The 18,965-nt window shown below is 50.8% G+C and carries 7 protein-coding genes; 1 reads left to right on the forward strand and 6 read right to left on the reverse strand.

Annotated elements, in window-relative coordinates; translation table 11 throughout:
* Window positions 1-60: 60 nt before the first annotated feature.
* Window positions 61-13,515 (reverse strand): InlB B-repeat-containing protein, encoded by a 13,455-nt coding sequence (locus B4B27_RS05840; protein WP_290724603.1) that lies wholly within the window; start codon window positions 13,513-13,515, stop codon window positions 61-63.
* A gap of 434 nt (window positions 13,516-13,949) precedes the next feature.
* On the opposite strand from B4B27_RS05840, the gene B4B27_RS05845 reads away from it, so the two are divergent.
* A complete protein-coding gene (locus B4B27_RS05845) occupies window positions 13,950-15,524 on the forward strand; it encodes a biotin attachment protein (RefSeq protein WP_290724605.1) in 1,575 nt (524 codons plus the stop codon).
* Between the two features lie 393 nt (window positions 15,525-15,917).
* On the opposite strand, the gene B4B27_RS05850 is transcribed toward B4B27_RS05845, so the two are convergent.
* The 5 genes from B4B27_RS05850 to B4B27_RS05870 form a co-directional block, all read right to left on the reverse strand.
* Complete coding sequence (locus B4B27_RS05850; protein WP_290724607.1) at window positions 15,918-16,157, reverse strand: hypothetical protein; 240 nt, start codon at window positions 16,155-16,157, stop codon at window positions 15,918-15,920.
* Window positions 16,157-16,603, reverse strand: a complete 447-nt coding sequence (locus B4B27_RS05855; protein WP_290724609.1) for a hypothetical protein — start codon at window positions 16,601-16,603, stop codon at window positions 16,157-16,159. The genes B4B27_RS05850 and B4B27_RS05855 overlap by 1 nt, the downstream gene beginning before the upstream one ends.
* Window positions 16,587-17,288 (reverse strand): hypothetical protein, encoded by a 702-nt coding sequence (locus B4B27_RS05860; RefSeq protein WP_290724611.1) that lies wholly within the window; start codon window positions 17,286-17,288, stop codon window positions 16,587-16,589. Before B4B27_RS05860 ends, B4B27_RS05855 begins: the two co-directional genes overlap by 17 nt.
* Before the next feature lie 59 nt (window positions 17,289-17,347).
* Window positions 17,348-17,806 carry a DUF4304 domain-containing protein gene (locus tag B4B27_RS05865; RefSeq protein ID WP_290724613.1) on the reverse strand — a complete coding sequence of 153 codons (459 nt, stop codon included), beginning with the start codon at window positions 17,804-17,806 and terminating at the stop codon, window positions 17,348-17,350.
* 70 nt (window positions 17,807-17,876) lie between these two features.
* Window positions 17,877-18,542, reverse strand: a complete 666-nt coding sequence (locus B4B27_RS05870; RefSeq protein ID WP_290724615.1) for a hypothetical protein — start codon at window positions 18,540-18,542, stop codon at window positions 17,877-17,879.
* Between the last annotated feature and the right edge of the window lie 423 nt (window positions 18,543-18,965).

Raw genomic sequence — 18,965 nt, forward strand, 5'->3', positions numbered from 1 at the left:
GCCAACGGAAAAGCCCGCCTAGGCAGGCGGGCCTTAATGCTGTTTTTTTGCGCTTTGGGCCTATTTCACCATGATTCGGCCGGCCTTCATCTGGCTACCCGCACGCACGCGGAGCATGTAGAGGCCCGGTTTCGGAGCATCGAGGACCAGCTGGTTCACACCGGCAAGCGTCGTCGCGCTGCGGCTAGAAACCACCTTGCCGCCCATGTCGAGGATATCGACAACCGTACGGCTACCCGCGAGGCCATCGCTAGCCTCGAAGGTGACTCCCACATTCGCGCCCGACTTCACGTAGCGGAGGGCGTCGATACTGAAGCTTGCGACCACCTTCGCAGCCGGAGCCACGCGGACCGTCGCCTTCTTCGCAAAGGCTCCCAGCTCCACGCGCAGGGTTTCACCCCCGTGCATTTCCGTCGTCTTGCCGTCGACCGTCACGAATACCTTGAGGCCGACCTCGCGCAGGGATTCGACACCCTTGAACGAGAGCTCGCCCATGCGGTCGGAGGTCGCGCTGAGTTCCACGGACCATTCCAGTTCGTCGGCCGGAGCCCTCACGGATGTCGCGAGCATACGTTCGCCATCCACAATGGAGAGGTTCACGTGGTCGCCCATGCCTGCAGGCGGCTCCTTCGCGACAAACGGCCTTGTCGATGCACCGAGGATGTTCCAGGAATCCACTTTTCCCTTCTTGTCGGAGAGTATAGCCTGGAGTCTCCAGTCCCTGTTGCTTGTGGCCTTCGCAAGGAAGCGCTTGCTGAGCGGGGATTCGAGAGAATCCAGCCCGGAAGTATCCCTGGAGGTAAAATCAGGTTTCACAGGCAGCACCCATTCCATGGAATGGTGGACTTCGGCCCAGACAGCTTCGTAAGGCTTGATAACGACCGCCGGTTCATACCGTCCGGCATCGGGATTCCAGCGCCAGAAGTTCACCTCGGACTTCTCTGCAGCATCGAGGTTCTCGTTTGGCCTGTCGCCATAGACGTTCAGGTTAAAGCCGTAGGGGTTCGCAACCAGGTTCCAGCCGCTGTTGATGCTGTCGAGGTTCCAGACAACGTTGTCCATCACACTCTCATCGGTTGCAGGCTTGAGCACAAGCGGGCGGCCTTCGAGAGAGCTATACCAATAACCACGGGTCGGTTCGATTTCGTCTTCCGGAGAGTATTCCCTATACTGCCAGAAATCGCCCATGGCCGAGGATTCGTCCCACCAGTAGAACTTGGCGTCGTCATCGTCCCACTTCATGGCATCCCTGTCGAGGTTCACGAGCGAAATCATCTGCCAGCCATCTTCGGCGACGGCGGCAATCTCAGCCTTCACCTCGAAGCGCTCCGACGTTTCGACCGTGTCCTTCGAATCGTAGAGCAACGCCGTCAGCACATACTTGTCGGCGGAGAGCGGGAACATCTGCCAGACTCCGCTGTAGGGCGGAACGATGGAATCGGCAATGACCGTATCGGCCACGGATTCGCCAGCCTCCGTTTCAAGAATGACGCGCGCCGACACCTTGCGGGTCACCTCGAACTCGCTGGTCGCAAAGGCGAACTGGACCGCATTACCCGCCTGCGTAACCACGGGCTTCACGAATTCGATATCCGTGCGGTTCGCCTTACCAAAGTAAGCCACCAACGAAGCTTCAGCGAGATTGAACGGCAGGACACCACCTTCAAACGTCGCAAGGCGTTCGTCACCACCGAGACGCACCATCACAAGGGAATCCAGCACAAAGCTCGAATCCGGTACGGACTCTACGCGGAGCATGTTGCCGTTCACGGTCTTCGGCAGGATAATCGTATTGTCCTTCGCGAATTCATGTTCGATTTCGCGCTGTTCCGCAATTTCTACAAGCTTGACCGTTCCGTTTGCGCTCTGGAGAGCCACGCGGTTGTACATGTCGTCGCAGGCTTCTCCGAAACCCCATACGGCATAGAGGTCGTAGGCATCCGTCTTTTCGAGGGAGAGCAGGGCATCGGCAAGTTCGCTAGAGAATTCCGTATAGGCCTCCCCTTCGCCCTTGCTGTCAAGGCTCCAGCCCACCATGCAGGCACTTGCCGTGTAGAGGTAGGCAGGCAGCGGAATCGAGACCGTGCTGTCGTCAAGCTTGTACGAGGCAGAGTTCTTCCAGTCGCTGCCGTAGAAGAGGACATCCTTGTCGCGGTTCGCATGGAAGACGACGTCGAAGGTTTCCCCTTCCGTCGGAATCGCAAGCGTCACGTCCTCGGCCACGGTGAGTTCACCATCGGCAAGAGAAGTCAGGAGACCGCTGATGTCATCCACCACATAGAGCGAATCGGTAGAGCCCGAGAAGCCCGCCTTGAGCGTGTAGGCCGCCTTGAACTTCAGGCCTCCCTGCACTACCGGCACCACGAGGCCCGAATCGGCCACGGTGAACGACACCGTGGTGTCCTCGACATCCTGGGTGAGCACGAGGCTTCCCACGTTCGTATTCGCAAACGACACCGTGTAGGTTTCGACTTCGGCCGGTTCCCACACCGCATAGAGCGTGCGCACCTCGTTGGAGACGCTTACGTCGCGTACCAGGTCGGAGGTAAGGTCGAATGAGCCTTCCGAAGCATCGGAGTCGAAGGACCATCCCACGAGTTTCGCATCGGCACGGTAGATGTTGTTCGGGAGCGCCACCGATTCATCGTCAAGAGTCTTCTCGTCCGAACTGAACCAGCCATCACCATAGAACACGTTCGCATCGCCACCGTTCACATCGTAAGTGAACCTGTACGGGATGGCAGCGACAGACGCACCAAGCGAAAGGCTCTGTTCCTGGCCCATGACCAGGGAGCCGCCGTTCGCCGTAGAGCCAAGGACCTCGCCCGTAGCGTCGGACTTCGTAATGGCAGATTCGGAATCGATGCGGTAACCCGGTATCACCTCGTAGGTCACGTTGAAAGTGATGCCCTTCTCGCTGCGCGGGATTTCGATACCGGCCGCCGTCACTTCGATCGGATCCGTCATCATGTCGTTCACCGTCTGGCTGATAAAGAACGAACCAGTCCTGTCGCCCTCGCTCTTCACAAGTTCCTTGTCAACCGTCGCATACTCGTCCCACACCGCATAAAGCGTGTCGACCGGCATGCCAAGCGTACGGGCGTTGCGGAGATCAGCCACGAAATCTTCGTCGTAGCGTTCATAATACTTGGAACCGTTGCGCGAGAAAGCCCAACCAAGGAGTTCGGCATCCGTGCGGAGCAGGCCCCTCGGGAAATCCGTCTCGCCATCGAGCGCAAAGAATCCCTTGTTGTTCCAGCCGTTCTCGTAGAACACGCGGGCCCTAGTATTTTCGACAAACACGAACTGGGCGCCGTCGCTTTCGACCGGGATTTCAAGAATCTTGTCGGCATTCACGTTCAGCACGCCGTTCACGAGCGATTCCAAACGGGTCCCTTCGGCATCGACCACGTAGAGGCTGCTGCCGTTCGCGAAGTAGCCCGAATTGAGCGTCACACCCGTATTGAACAGGAGGCCTTCGCTCACAGCAGGAACCACAAGCCCGTCATTTCCGATTTCGAAGTTCGTCTGTATGCCATCCGCGGACTGCGAAACGCTGACCTTGCCGGCATTGGCATTATACAGGGACACCGTGTAAGTTTCCTGATTATCGTCCGTGACCCACACGCCATAGAGTGTAGTGCGCTGCGTCGCAGAGAGATCCTTGGCGAGTTCCTCGTCAAATGCCGTATAGACGTCCGCATTGTCCGTCTTTTCGATAGACCAGCCGACCAGTTTGTAGCCCACGCGATAGACCTGCATCGGGAAGGCGCGAGCGTCCTCGCCCTGCGTCACATCAAATTTGCCGGAAGAACGCCAGGAGCTGCCGAAGAACTTTTCCGGGGATTCGACATTCACGTCGAACGCGATTTCGTAGGTAGACAGCTTGGCAGGCGCCTTCACGACCGTGTTGCCCGCCAGTGTCAGCCGATTATTCACAAGGGCAGCAAGGCTGTTGCCGTTTGCATCCACCGTGTAGAAGTAGCTGTTCGCGACCATCGAGTAGCCCGGATTCGCGACAAACTCGACCGTAAAGGCGACATCGCCCTTGCCGAGCGGAAGCGTGACCGCCTCGTCCGTGATTTCTGTGCTATTGACGATTTCGCCGTCCGCATCGCGCTGCACGAGAGAGAGCGAGCCCATCTCGGGAGCGTACTGGGCGACCGTCACGTTGTTCGTCGTAGCGCAGGTTCCCCAAACGGCATAGAGCGTTCCCGTGTAGCTCGGGATTTCGGCAACCGCCTCGACAAACGCAGCGTCAAACTCATGGAACAGCGTTTCGCCTTCGACAGGAGCCTCCGTCGCGCGCCAGCCCGTAAGGCATGCATCCGTGCGGTAGAAGTCCGTCGGGAAAGCCTTCGGTTCGGCCACCTTGTAGGTGTAAGCCGGAGCCGCGCCATCGGCGGGAGTCCCATAGTAGACCGGCGCACCGCCCGCATTCACGTTGAACGTAATCGTGTATTCGCTTTCGGCAAGCCCGAGCGCCTTGATAGAGACCGTCTGGTTAACCATCAAAGCACCATCTTCAAGTTCACCGAGCGAAACGCCATTGGCATCGAGAACCGCGAGGTTCGCATCCGCGTCATAGGCATAACCCGTAGCAGGAGCAAACGAGGCCACGAATTCGAGCCCGTCACCAACCGCCGGGACCGAGAGACCGTCGCCCACCTCAAACGCGCGCGTTCCCTGTGCAAGCGTCAGCACGCCCTTGCCCTTGTCGGCAGAAGTGACCGTATAGACCGTCTGCTGGCAGTTTGCATCCCAAACCGCATAGAGCGTGGACGTTCCGGCATCCTCGTAAGCCAAGGCGACATCGGCATCGAACATCGTGAAGCCCGTCGTCGCCGTCTCGCTGAAGCTCCAGCCCACGAAGCAGGCATCGGCACGGTAGAGGTTTGCAGGCAAGGTCCTTGCCGCCTCGTCGTCCGACACCTTGACAGAAACGCTGGTCAAGGGTTCTCCCATATAGAACACATTCGCGCCATTCGCATTTTCGTCCAGGGCAAGTTCGTAGCTCACGGCATTGACTGCAGCCGAGACGACAGCGTCTTCGGTCATGTACCAGGGCTGCGGTTCAGCAGTCATTTCCACCTCGGCTTCGTCTCCCACCTTGTAAGAAGGATTGACCGTATTGTCGAGGGCATAGCCGGTCGCGGGGACCACGCGGAGTCCGGAGAAGTAAACGAACTCGCCCAGATATTCGGTATTGCCATTTATGTCAACAGCGCGGGTCGTCACCTTCGGAATCGAGACACCCTCATCTCCGACAACCGCCGCCACCCTGGTTTCGCCTTCCACATCCTGCAAGAGTTCGACCGTGGCCTTGCCCTGCAATTCGTCGGAGAGCGTTACCGTGACATTCTGGATCGGGGATTCGCATGCGGCATTGTCGTCACTCCACACTGCATAGAGATCGATGTCGCCATCGATTTCGCGCATCTCGAGTTCGCCGATAAAGTCCGCATCCAGCGTCCTATACACAAGTCCGTCGGCAGAATTCACATCGAACGTCCAGCCCGCAAGGCACTTGTCGGTGCGATACACGCTTTCGCTCAGCGTATCGCCCACGCCGTATGTAGCGCTTGCAGCCCAGTGTTCGCCATAGAACACGGGAACATCGCCAGCATTTTCGTGGTAGGCGACAGTGTAATCATTGCGAGAAAGTCCCGTCACGGAAATGATGATATTATCGTCGAACAAGGTTTCTGCGCCACCCGCAACGGTCGGCAGGGCATGTTCTTCGGCATCCGCGTCAGATTCGTTCACGTAAGAGACCGTGTAGTTCTGCGCGAGAGTGACACCAGGTTTCGGCGTGACTTCTACGCGGGTAAAGTAAATGTTGTCACCAATGTAATTGGTAATGTTGCCCGAAGAACGCTTCGCCCCGAACGGAATGCTAGCCCCATCCGAGCCGACTTCGAGCACCTTCGTTTCGACTCCGTCCACATTCTGGAAGAACGAGACCGTCGCCAGGTCGAGAATCGCGGCATCCAGATCAAGATACAGAATACCGCTTCTGCAACCGGGTTGAGAAGCATCCCACATGGCATACAGGGTATCCACATTCAAGCCCGAAGCAAGCCTTTCGTTGCGCTTGGTCAACAGCTCCGTATTGGCATACCTGACATCCAAGGGTTTGTCGAAAATCGCATCGGCAAGGGGCGCTTCCGGTTCATAGGCCCAACCGGCAAAACATGCATCCGTACGGAATACGTTTCCGGCCGGCAACTCACCATCGATGCGGATTGTAGCATTCTTGCTCCAGTTCTCGCCATAGACGACCTCGCCTTCGCCCGCATTGGGAGACAAGACAAAGTCGTAATCGTCGAAGATTTCCTTGTAACCCACGAAGTAGAAATGAGAATCTTCGTTTGCTGGGACAGTGAACCAGCCATTCTCCCCTTCCACAAGCGCAATGTCTTCAGGGAAAGACACGACCAATTTCGCTGCGGGATCATCAGGATCCACCTTCTTGCCAAGTCCCGGCAAGATTTCAAACGACATTTCATATCCGCTCGGATTGTAGACAAATTTAAGTGGATCGCTCGAATAAGGGCCAGACGTTAGTTCGGTAAATTCCGGACTCATCCATGCCTTGTGTTTAAACTCGACATTCGCGAACCTCTGAATCACGAGAAGAGTATCTTCGTACATGTTTCTATAGGACTCTTCGTCATTTATATCTTCGTAATACCGCAGCAGATTGATACTGGCCAGTGTATTTCTGGGCCAGGAACAATACCCCGTATAATCCACCCAGCTCGCATAGAGTTTAGTCGGGGCGGCGGCATCATGGCTAAAGAGGTCGAGATTCGACACGGACACTTCTTTAAAGAGCACATTCACATCGGGCTGGGCTCCATTCGGGTCATTCGTGGACCAACCGGCGAAGCACTTGTCAGTGCGGAAGGGAATCCACATCGGGGCATCGGAACCGTCGGCACCAATCTGGAGAGAACCGCTGGCCACGGCATCGGCCGGGATCCACACGTTCGAGGAATCCTCTTCACCGAGAGAGAGATCATAAGTTACGTACACCGGCTTGTACTGTTCAAACTTCACGTGCCAAGCCTGCGGTTCCATGATATTCAGTTCTGTACTATCCTGTGCAAGGACCGTCACAGAATTCCCATTGAACATGACATCATAGCTAAGCGTATTCAGCACGTAACCTTCAGCGGGAACTGCAACCACGGTAAGTTTCACACCGGCCTCGGTTCCGTTCTTATCAAAGACCTTCGGAATAGAGAGTGTCATCGGAGCTTCATCTCCCGCCCTGACGAAGACATGCTTTACTATCGTCTGTTCCGGATCGCTATCTTCGACCGGCTCTGCGCCGATTTTCTGGATAAAGTAAACGTCACCCTCGCCCTCGACATCAAGCATCAACTGGTATGATCCGGAACATTCGTTTGCGACAACATGTTCGGCATCCAGTTCAAGCGTGTTCACGACAGGGTTGCCAGCATCATTGCCGATAACCGCCATAAACGGAAGTTCGTTCACGACATCCGTATTTGTGCGGGATTCGACTTCTCTACCAGCAACCTTCCATGCAATGCGACAACCATTCCCATCGTACACGGCAGGAGCATGAACCGTTTCCGCAGTCACACCATCGGCACTTTCGAGCCAATCCATCTGGTAATTACCATCCGCGGACTTGTTTCCCACAAACAGACCCAAATCCGGGTCCGGACGCAAGAAGGCCACATTGTAGGCTAGCTGGGTATAGCGCACCTTGAAAATCATAGAACCCATCGCATGGGGCTGGATATTCAAAGTACCCGATGTCGCATCCGCTGCGACATAGTTCCAGTTTACCGGTTCCGCATTCGTTTGAGGAATGCCATTAAAATTCCGACTGAATGTAAAGTCAGATATCGCCATCGTGTAACCCGGATCCGGGCGAACCGAGACATCGAATGTAAGCGTGTCATCTTGGGATGGTACGTAAATAATGTGCCTTACAAAGTTTTCTTCCGTTTCGTAATCTTCGGCACGCTGAACGACCGGTTCGGAAGCGTGTTCAAAACTCCAGTGAACATTTTCAGCGTCGTTATCGTACGACTGTGAGAGAACGACGCTTCCATGGTATTCCGAACCGTCACCATATATACAGGCATTTTCTTCGTCAAGAGCACATACATGAATTTCATCAGCAACTTCCGTGTAGTTGCTACTTCCCGACATAGGCATGGGTTCCACATAATTTGCATAGAGGGTAATCGAGGCGTTTTCGTCTTCATTTGCGGCTGGCACATAATGCTCATTTCCTTCGAACAAGCCAACAAGCTTGGAATCGAAATCGCGCGAACCACCTTCATAAGCATCGCCATTCTTCACGCTCCAGTTGTGCTTGCCGTAAAAGACATTAGTCCGGTAATAATCATTCATTTCAAAGTCATCCCCGTAAGTGGGGCGACTATACACAGGCGGGAACATATACTTGCCGTCTTCATAGGACATCACACCTGAAGAGCGCACTCCACGGCCAAGATAGACGTCATTTCCAATTGCGTCGAGATTAAACTTGACATTGTAACTCAACACGGAGAAATCAACCAGGACCGCAGGGTTATCTGACCCAGTGATTTCGAGTTTACTCGTCTCTTCATTGTACATGGGGGGCGTCACGCTGGTGACCTTGAATCCCGGAGTAACCTCGTATGTAAAATCAAACGGATAGACATTATTTGCATAGTTATAATACCTGACACCCCTTCCATATTTAGTGGGGTTAGCCTCGACCACAACTTCACCGGAAGGCACCTGAATGCGAACAGGATTCCCGTTCAAAGAAAAGTCCTGCGAAAGAGTGAAATTTATCGGATACTCATAGCATTTCGCACCATGCTGCTCACAGCTACCAATCACAACGGCGTTTGCCATCCACGTATTACGCTGCTTTTCCCATACAGGGTAAAGTTGCATAGTCTGCGGATTACCCGGATTTTCAGGATTGGTAACAAGCAAGCCGGCATCTGCCGCTGCAGTAATCAGGTTTGCAGTTAGACTTGTAAAAGCGACACTACCATTATTTATCTGACTTGAAGTAAAGCAACCTTCTTCGTCCATTACACAATTAGCCTTGCTTTCATCTAGCGTCCACCCAGCAATATTTATATAGTCGAAGCCATCATCAACACCATAGAACAAAGGAAAGGCAGAATTTTCTTCAAGATCCAGCGTGTTCTCAGGATTGTTATACCCCGTCTTAAACAACGTATAAATATCATCATCCAATTCGAAATGATTATCGGTCAAATTGAAATGGAACACAATATTGTAGGGCTTTGCGACATAATTGGGCACAATCGAGAAAGATTCCTTCCAGAAACTTTCACTTTCGTTCCGAGCCTTCGCAATCTTCACATTAGTAAGGTCAACTTCGTCTTCGCCCGGCGTAAGGCCAGCAACAGTCCAAGTCTTGGATTTGCAAGGACTCTGTTCAACAACCAATTCCTCCCACGGAGCGACACTTTTGCTTTCGGACTCGACAACAGGCAAAGGTTCAATGACGTCGCAGCGATCCTCACCCGGGTTTGTCACGGTGAAGGACACTGTGTAGGACTCTATCGCATAACCCACCTTGTCCCCGAATCTCGGGACAAAAGAAGATCCGTAGGGTGCCACCGCGTTCTGTTCCGGTACCGCCACCGAAGTTATCAGCGTCTTTTCCCCAGAAGCATTGAGACCATAAACATCCACATTCAAATCCGACATCGTGGGATTTTCAATGTCAAAGGAGGGGATTGCTCCGCCAGACTGGTAACTTAAGACAATCTTTTCCACATCCGCATTGTCGAATACGTTCGCAATGACATCATAGAACGAAACAAACTTGGAGAAGTCGCCGTTGAATCCGGAAACTTCCACATTTCCCCCACTGGCATCCTGGAACGAAACACTCATGGAGAGCGGTCCAACATCGGCAAGAGCAAACACATGGGGCAACAGCGCCGTATAGGATTCCTCGCTATTGTCCACCTGATTTATCTTAGGTGAGACAAACACGAAAGAGATATCCGGAACATCGTCTAAATCGTTGCACACAGTGGTCTCGCCCACCACGCAGTACTGGTAAACCACATCGAATGTTCTGGACTGCCTTGTCTGGAGCAGGATGGTTTCCACTGCATCCGTAAATATTGTATTTGCGGTGAGTTGGAATGGACTCGCCAGTCCTTCTCCTTCTAGATAAGGAACATATCCATTTTCTGACAAGGCATCCAAAACGGCAGAAACGCTATCCACGAAAGCCCTGTTTGCACGCCCATCGGCATCCGTATAGCCCGTAAGGCCTTCAAGCTGAGTCGACACTACAGGTGGATTCTCCCCTACATTTACGTCCGTTAGAATCGACTTTAGACCCATTACATTTTTCTGTTCCTGGCTGAGGGACGCCCCCGCGGCCGCATCCATAATGGCAAAGGGCAACAGGTAGTTCGGCTTTTCGAGAGGAGTCGCTATTGCGGGAAGGTTTCCGTCCGTCTGCGTCCAGGTAGGCGCGCCACCATTCATATCCTGCACATAGTTCATGGCGGCGGCAAACATCGGGGACTTCATTTCCGTTTCGCTTGCGATACCATTTGCAACGCGGCTAAAAGTACCGCTACTCAAATCAGCGGCAAAGAGGTCCATGTAGGAAGCTCCGGACGGGCCGCCCGACACTTCGTAATAGTAGAAGCCGACAGCGCCGTCGTCCGTGAGCCCATCCGAGGCATTGCGGACGTTCGCCAGGAACACATAATCACCGTTATCCGTTTTCCAGTCCGCAGCAGAAATATTGCCAAGACCCGAAGCAACGGCATCCGTTCCGTAGTGGTAGTTGCCCACGATTATTGCAGTTTCACCCGTCAAATCGGCATAGCCGCCGATATAACCGACATTCGCGTTGGCCGCATCGATTCCAGTATAAGAAATTCCGCCGTTGGAGTAGTTGCCATAGACGGTAAAGTTTTCTACGGAATTGTAGCCGAAAATGGGGCCCATGTACAGCGTTCCCTGCGAAGAGGCTCCCATGTTAGTAAACGTGAAGTCGCTCTCAATGGCGTTGCCGCTTATCGTAAGCGAATTTCCGCCTTCCACATGGCCGAACAAGCCGCCAATTTCGACATTGCCGTTCATGATGTCCACAGTTGCCCCTATGTAGCCAGACATCGTCACATTGGTTGCCGACATGGCCACATAGCTGTTGTTCGAAATGCTACCGGCGATACCGCCGACCTGTTTTCCACCCGCAACATTTGCAGAAACATTGATATACTCAAAGCTATTGAGCAGGACCCGTTGAGTATTTCCCGCAACGAAATTTCCCACACCAAGTATGCCGCCCGCAGCCGATGCGCCCGTAATGGCATTAGCCCCCGCAAGGGTATCGTTTGTGGCAGAAAGCGTTCCATAGGCACCATCCCGCATATAGCCAATGGCACCGCCCGCGATATTACCCGTAACCGTCATGTTTTCCAATTTGGTATTGGACACGCCCGCACCAGGAAGTCCACCGGCAATGCCGCCGACATTCGATTCACCAGCGCCCGAAACCACTATTCCGGAAACCAAGGATTGATTGACTCCTGCATTGGGGCAGTTTTCCGCCCACACGTCATAAGCAAAATAAACGTAGCCCACAAAGCCGCCACGATAAGAAACGCCCGTTCCCGTATAGGAGGCATCATCGGCAATGACCGTTGCCCCCGCCGAAGTCGCACGAACGGTATCATTGGAGAAGAGCATATTTATCCCGTTACCATTCGTATAGCCCAGGAATCCACCCGCAGCAGAAACGCCCACACCCTGCATTGCCGCGACATTCAAACCATAGACCTTGGTATCGACGACGCTCGAATTGGAAATAGACAACGTTCCATTATAGGGAGTATATGTTCCCGCAAAGGCACCCACCTGGGTACCTGCCACATAGGAATTGGTTACATGGACATTGGTAAACGAGGCATCAGACTGGGAAACCTCGCCCGTCACAATACCGGCAACGCTACCCTGTTCCACATTATTCACCACAACACGGGCATTGTCAAAGGTAACATTGCTGACTGTCTTTACGTTTTGCAGGAATCCGAAAGCAGACTCCAGTCCCCCCGCATTTTCATAACAAAGACCGCTAATGGTATTATTCTGACCGTCGAAAACGCCTTCCGACTCGGCAAATGCAATCGGATGGAAATTCGGCATCACGCACTTGCTATTGGCAGCATCGTAGCCGCCAAAATTGAGGGGACCGCCAAGTTTCAGCGTAAAGCCCGCGGCCCCGCCGTTTTCTTCAAGAATATCCACCACTCCCTTTTCCGGTTCCACCATTTCGCAAACTTCCGTTTCCTCTTCTTCGTCCCATTCACAAACTTCTTCACCATCATCCCAAGCGGTGCCGAGATACCAGCATCTGAAGTCCGCCTCACCCTCATTCGGATTTTCTTGCACCCCCTGCGAAATCTCACAAACATTTCCATTGCATTCCAAATGGAAATAAGTTCCATTACTGAGACAGCCGTTTTCATCGAAGGTGATGACGTTTGGGTTTGCAAACTTGGGAGTTATCGTTACCGGCTGATTGGGCATGACAAATGTAGCCGTATTGCCGTTTACATTTGTCGTTATAGCCAGCCCATCATCATCGCCCACGACAGTCACGCCCCTAAAAAGTGCGCCTTCCTCCGGAATTGCCGTCAAGGTAACCGTCGTACCAAGAATCGCTTCCGTCACGTCACTTTCCATAGATCCCATCGACACCGTTGCTATCGATACCGGGCGCGGAGTAACGAAGGTTGGAGTAATTGATACGTTCTTTGCCGGCATCACAAATGTCACCGTAATTTCGTTTCCCGCAATGCCGTCGATATACTCAATGGCACCTCCATCGGCATCTTCAATAACTATGTTTGCCACACTATATCCGGCGTCTACATTCAGGTTAACGGTAACCTCCGTCCCCACTATAGCAGATTCCACATCGCTCGTAACGGTTCCGCCTTCGCTCTGGTTTAACGTAATGGAATACTGCGTATTGTCTTCAACTAGGGTTACGGTCAAATTCACACCATCTCTAGTGACAGATCCGTCAGATGTGATTGAAAATGTTATGGATCCGCGGGAACCAGTAAAATCTATTTCCTGATCGAGCCCAGCGTTTTCGTAAAGGATTTCCCCATTAGAAGCTCCATCGTATACACGGAAATAATCCCAACTAGACTCTGTATAAGAGCTTCCTGTAACTTGGAATACATAGCCAGCAGGAGCCGTAACCTGTAAAGCTCCGGATGCATTAGAACTATACTCCCCACCCACGCCGCCGTCGTCATAGACCTTGAACGAGGTCAGGCCGTTCGTTATGTCGGCATCGGTGATGGTCAGCTGGTTTGTCCCCGTCACGGGCAGGTTTACGTAGAAGCCGCCGTTACCGTCGCTGGTAAGCGAGACATCATCAGCCCAAGAAGCGGCAACTGCAAACAGCACCGTCAAGGCGCAAAGGAAAAAAGCATGAATCTTTGTCTTCATAGATTCCTCTCTAAAATCTTACATTCGCAATACAACGAACCGAGGGCCTTGGACGGTCCTCGAGAATTTGTGCAAAATTTAGTTAATCCGTAAATTTATTACAAGATTCTTACACAAGATATTCCGCAAAGCGCTCTCATACAAACGAATCTCTTTTGCTTGTATTGGCAAGGAAGAGTGAGTTACACGACAATCTCTTATTCTACGCATGTTTTGCGTAGAATAAACCGTATTCGCCACTCGTCAACACAAATATGATTATCAAAATATAACGGTTACAGGCGCCGTAATCATCAGTTTCACAAGCAAAAAAAAGCTCAACTTTCCAATTCTTTCCGCCCATTGCCTACTCCCCACCGCCCACTAATTAACTATCTTTTGCCCCGTATTTTATTGTACAGTAAAACAAGGGATTTATCCCACAAGGAAACACTATGAAAAAGATCAAGTTCCAGGATACCTCGTTCCGCGATGGTTTCCAGTCTATTTTCGGTGCCCGTGTCTTCGCGAAGGACTTCATGCCCGCCGTCGAAGCTGCCTGCAAGGCCGGCATCACCCACTTTGAAGCTGGTGGTGGCGCCCGTTTCCAGGCCCTTTACCAGAACTGCGGCGAAGACGCCTTCGACATGATGGACGAATTCCGTCGCGTCGTGGGCCCGAACGTCCGCCTGCAGACCCTCGCCCGCGGTATCAACGTGGTGGCCCTCGCCCCGCAGCCGCGCGACATGATCAAGCTCCATGCCGACATGTTCAAGAAGCACGGCATGACCCGCATCCGTAACTTTGACGCCCTCAACGACGTGAACAACCTCATCTACTCCGGCAAGTGCATTACCGACGCCGGTCTGGAACACGAAGTCGTCGTGACCATGATGGAACTGCCTCCGGGATGCGACCTCAACGCCGCCCACAACCCGGAATTCTACGAACGCATCCTCCGCAACATCCTGGACGCGGGCGTTCCGTTCGCTTCCGTCTGCTTCAAGGACGCTTCCGGTACCACGAACCCGACCAAGGTGTACGAGACCTTCAAGCGCGCCCGCAAGCTCCTCGGCGACAAGGTGGAACTCCGCATCCACAGCCATGACACCTGCGGTACCGGTGTGGCCCAGTACAAGGCCGCTATCGAAGGTGGCGCCGATGGCGTCGACCTCGGCCGCAAGCCGCTCTCTGGCGGTACGGCCCAGCCGGACCTGTTCTCCATGTTCCACGCCCTCAAGGGCACGGAATACAAGCTCGCCCTCGGTGAAGACAGCATCGTCGACGATCACATTCCGGAACTCATGGAAGCGAACAACGTCGCCGTCGAATGCCTCAAGGACTACAACTTCCCGCCCGAAGCTCGTCAGATTACCACCGACGTGATCTTCAGCCCCATGCCGGGTGGCGCTCTTACCGCCAACACCCTCATGATGCGCGAAACCAAGACCTTCCACCTGTTCCCGAAGGTTATCGAGAACATGAGTGAATGCGTCCGCCGCGGTGGCTTTGCCTCTTCCGTGACGCCGGTTTCCCAGTTCTACTTCCAGCAGGCCTACATGAACACCCTGAACCAGGCCGCAGGCCGCGGTACGTGGTTCAAGATGACGGAAGGCTACGGCAAGATGCTCCTCGGTTACCAGGGCAAGACCCCGTGCGAACCGGATCCGGAGCTCGTGAAGATTGCCGCCGACCAGTTCAACATGAAGCCGTTCAAGGAAGCCTACCCGGGCATCCAGTGCGCCGAAGAAATCCTTCCGCCGGGCATCCCGGCTGCCAAGAAGCTCCTCGAAGAAAATGGCCTGCCGGTTACCGACGAGACCATCTTCATCACGGGCTGCCTCCAGACGAAGGCTGGCAACAAGGGTATCGAGTTCCTCAAGGGCAACCGCCACATTGGCGTGCCGAAGAAGGACCCGAACGCCGCTCCGGCCGTGGACACCAAGAACATGAAGGCCGGTGCCGCAAGCACCTACCGCATTGCCCTTGGCAACCAGAGCTGGGACGTGCAGGTCAGCACGCTCAAGTAAGTCTTATAGACAAATTAAAGAAAAGAGTTCGCGCATGCGGACTCTTTTTTTTTCATAATCAACCATGATAATATGGGAGCACGTAAAACATTCTTGCCAGCGTGACTACAATCCAAAACATATACACGATTTTAGTCGCCATTTTCTTGGAAATGCCAATTTTCGCGAATTTCAAACTTATCAAAGAGATTCCCAATAGAATTGTACTTAAAAAACATGACACAAAAATAAAGCAGGCACAATCGTCATCAGTCTGCAAAGAGAGACCGTCAGGAGGGCCCCAGTCATACGGGCGCAGTGGAATAAGCAGCGCAAGAAACGTGAGAACAAAGGAACCCAAAAAGGAGACCGCAGCAAGGGTGCCGAGAAAAATTTTTATGAATGTCGACCTTGTCATTTTCTTGTAATATACTTTATAAAGAAAACAAGTGCGAATATCGCCGAACAAAAAACAGCACTACCAACAAACCAAGACACAAAAACAGTCGCTATTTCACCCCAAACAACACCTGATTCCGTATAAAATTCTCCCTGCGGATTGTTGGTAATGGCCGCATGCACCATAAAAATTCCAACAACAATAGATTGGATGAGGGTATAAAGCCCCGCGATAAATATGTACTCTTTTTTCATCAGGATTCCCCTTCCCTATTCTTCAAAAGAACGATAACACACGCTATAAAACTAGCAATCCATGTCAAGAACCAGGCGAGAAACATTCCGTTATGGGCGATAGTCCGGCCCACGCTTGACGTATCAGAAATCAGGCACAAGCAGATTATATCGAAGACAAACGGCAGAATGAAAAAGATTAATCTTCTCTTTTTCAAGTTCAGCAAGGTAATCAAGATAAAAATCACTCTGAAAAACATCATTGGCCAAACCACGCCGTCGTCATCAGACCCAGCACTCATTAAATCCCTACTATAAACAATATCTGGGTTGCCTTGCATATCAAAAACATCCGCCGCAACAAAGCCATTCGATTTCAAGAACAGGAACAGCAAAAAGCACATCGTTATTGAAACGATTGTAAAAACGACATTTGATAAATTGGCTGATTTAAACAGGTTTATCATTTGCTAACACCCTCTTTCTGAACAGCCTATAAAGAACACCCCCTACCGCAGCAGCTATTCCTGTTAGAACAAAAAAATGCAAGAAAAGAATTTTCGATTCAGCATAACAAACAACCCACCAAATTAGTGATCCCAACCCCACGAAGAAAAATAGCGACGCTCTATAGTATAATTTTTTTATTCCGTTCTTAATTCCAAGAATACAAAGGCCCATGGCGATAGCAAAAAAAGCCATGGCAAAAAAGTAAAATCCTGGATTCTCTAAAAAAGGCGTCGCAAGTCCGTGAAGTTTTACACGAAACGAATCTATTTCTGTAACATTCCTATTTCCGACTTCATAGTTTTTCTCAGGGAAAAAAGAAAAAGCACCCTTGAATAAAGATATATAGCATTTATCATTTTCCGGGCAAAAGGCCAACACTTCACGTCCCTCATCCGTTTCATATGAAAAAGAACATTGCTTTCCTTCAACAAAGCAGACCCTTAATTTAGCCGGCCCTCCCTCAAAAATATCATCTCGATTTTCGCGATCGAATTTTACTTGTTTTGACCGATCCCAATGGTAATAAAAATTGCCGCTAGATATTCCGAACACAAGATAAACGAAAAACGGATAAAACAGGCCGAAAAAAGCTACCGCCGAGAGAAGCCCGAGAATTATTCTTATGGGAGCAGATTTTAGCATGTAGGCCTTAAGAATTTAACAATCATCAAAAAAGCATTCACCTTGTTCATAAATATAACCTATTCCGCCCGGAAAATTTTTTCAAGTTCACTTTTTACCGCAGGAAGCAAAAAAAGTTCTCCCTTTTCCGCCAACGACATAATACCTTTTACAGTTGATACTTGTTGAACAAATCCGCTTAAAAACTCATCAATAAACTTTTTCAAATATTCGATTCGTTCATTATCAGGCAAATCGGAGCCCAAATCAAAAATTTGATTGTAATCTTTGGGCGCGCGTCGAAAGACATCCCCCACATCGTTGACAACCATTTCTCGAGAAAGCTGGTAATTCTTTCCAAAGACGCCTTGAATATATAGCTTGATGTTTAAATATACCTGAGAAGAATAATTTGATTTTTGGAATGAAAGAACGACAATGACTTCTTCAGTCTCTTTTACAAAGCCCCCAAATTTCGTTTCGAGCCCGATGCTTTTTGTTATTTCTGCGAACGTTCGTTTAAGGACTTTCAAGTTCATCTGTTCATTTCCTGTTTAGACCAGTTTCAATAAAAACCGCCATATTCGTGATGGATTACTCCACAAAATTCTAATTCTTGCAAATATCCTCAAATTTAATCTCAATATTCCCACCCGCCTCGCGGTATTTATCGTAAAAATATAAAGCCTTTTCACAATCATCTTTTGATGGTTTATATCCGTAAAGATTGCCAAGAGCAGAATAATAATATGCTTCTGGATATAAAGATGCATAGGGGTTCAATAGATTATATGGAAATAGAATCCAATTTTTTGAATCGCCTGCTATTGTTCCATTTTCAAGAGACAATTGATATATCAACATGCTAATAAAAAAATCAAAATTTCCCAATTCCACATTTGAGCGAGAATAATCTTCCAAGGCTTTTAAAACATTCTTGTCATTATCTTTAGCCACCATTTTTTTGAATCCATTTTCCATAACATCAACATGGGCTGTTTTGCAATTATTCAAGCGAAGTGCTGTGTTCGGATAAATCGAAATAATCATCGCTTCGACAAAGCACTGGATATCCGTTTTTTGAACTTTAACAGAATCAATCTTATTTTCCGCCACACTCGATAAATTTATCGAAGGCGTCTGTATTTTATTTTTTGAAGAATCGAGGTTTGTCTGTTGGCCCAAAATAAAGCCAAGCATCAAGGCAACCATAAAAACTATGGCGAAAGCTAATACAGTTTTTCTGGAAAACGCTTTACAATCGGCTTTTTTCATTTGGAGTTGTCCTTGTTCAATAAACCTTGTTCATAAATATAACCTATTTTGCGAAAAAATCGACCGACGGGGCCACGGATTGGACTTTTTTCGGGGAAATGTCGTGCGAAAAGGGTAATTTTGCGGAAATTGGGGATTAAACGGTGTGTTTCGGGGCTTTTCAATCCCCAATTTTTTGAACAAAGTAATAGCATTCGGTATAAATCTGGGAGTTGGCCCCTCAAAAAGAGTCTACAGTGGGGATTAAAATGCTTTTTTTGCGCAGTTCCATCCCCTTTTTTGGCTTTTTATGAAGCCCGAAGCACAAACAAACTAAGATTTTGGGGATTAAATTATGTATTTTGAGGTGTTTTAATCCCCATTTTTGACAAAAAAGACATTCTGAGCGTCTGGATCAACAAAAAAAAAAAGAAGTTCATCGCA

Source organism: Fibrobacter sp. UBA2449 (assembly GCF_002342555.1).
Taxonomy (GTDB): domain Bacteria; phylum Fibrobacterota; class Fibrobacteria; order Fibrobacterales; family Fibrobacteraceae; genus Fibrobacter.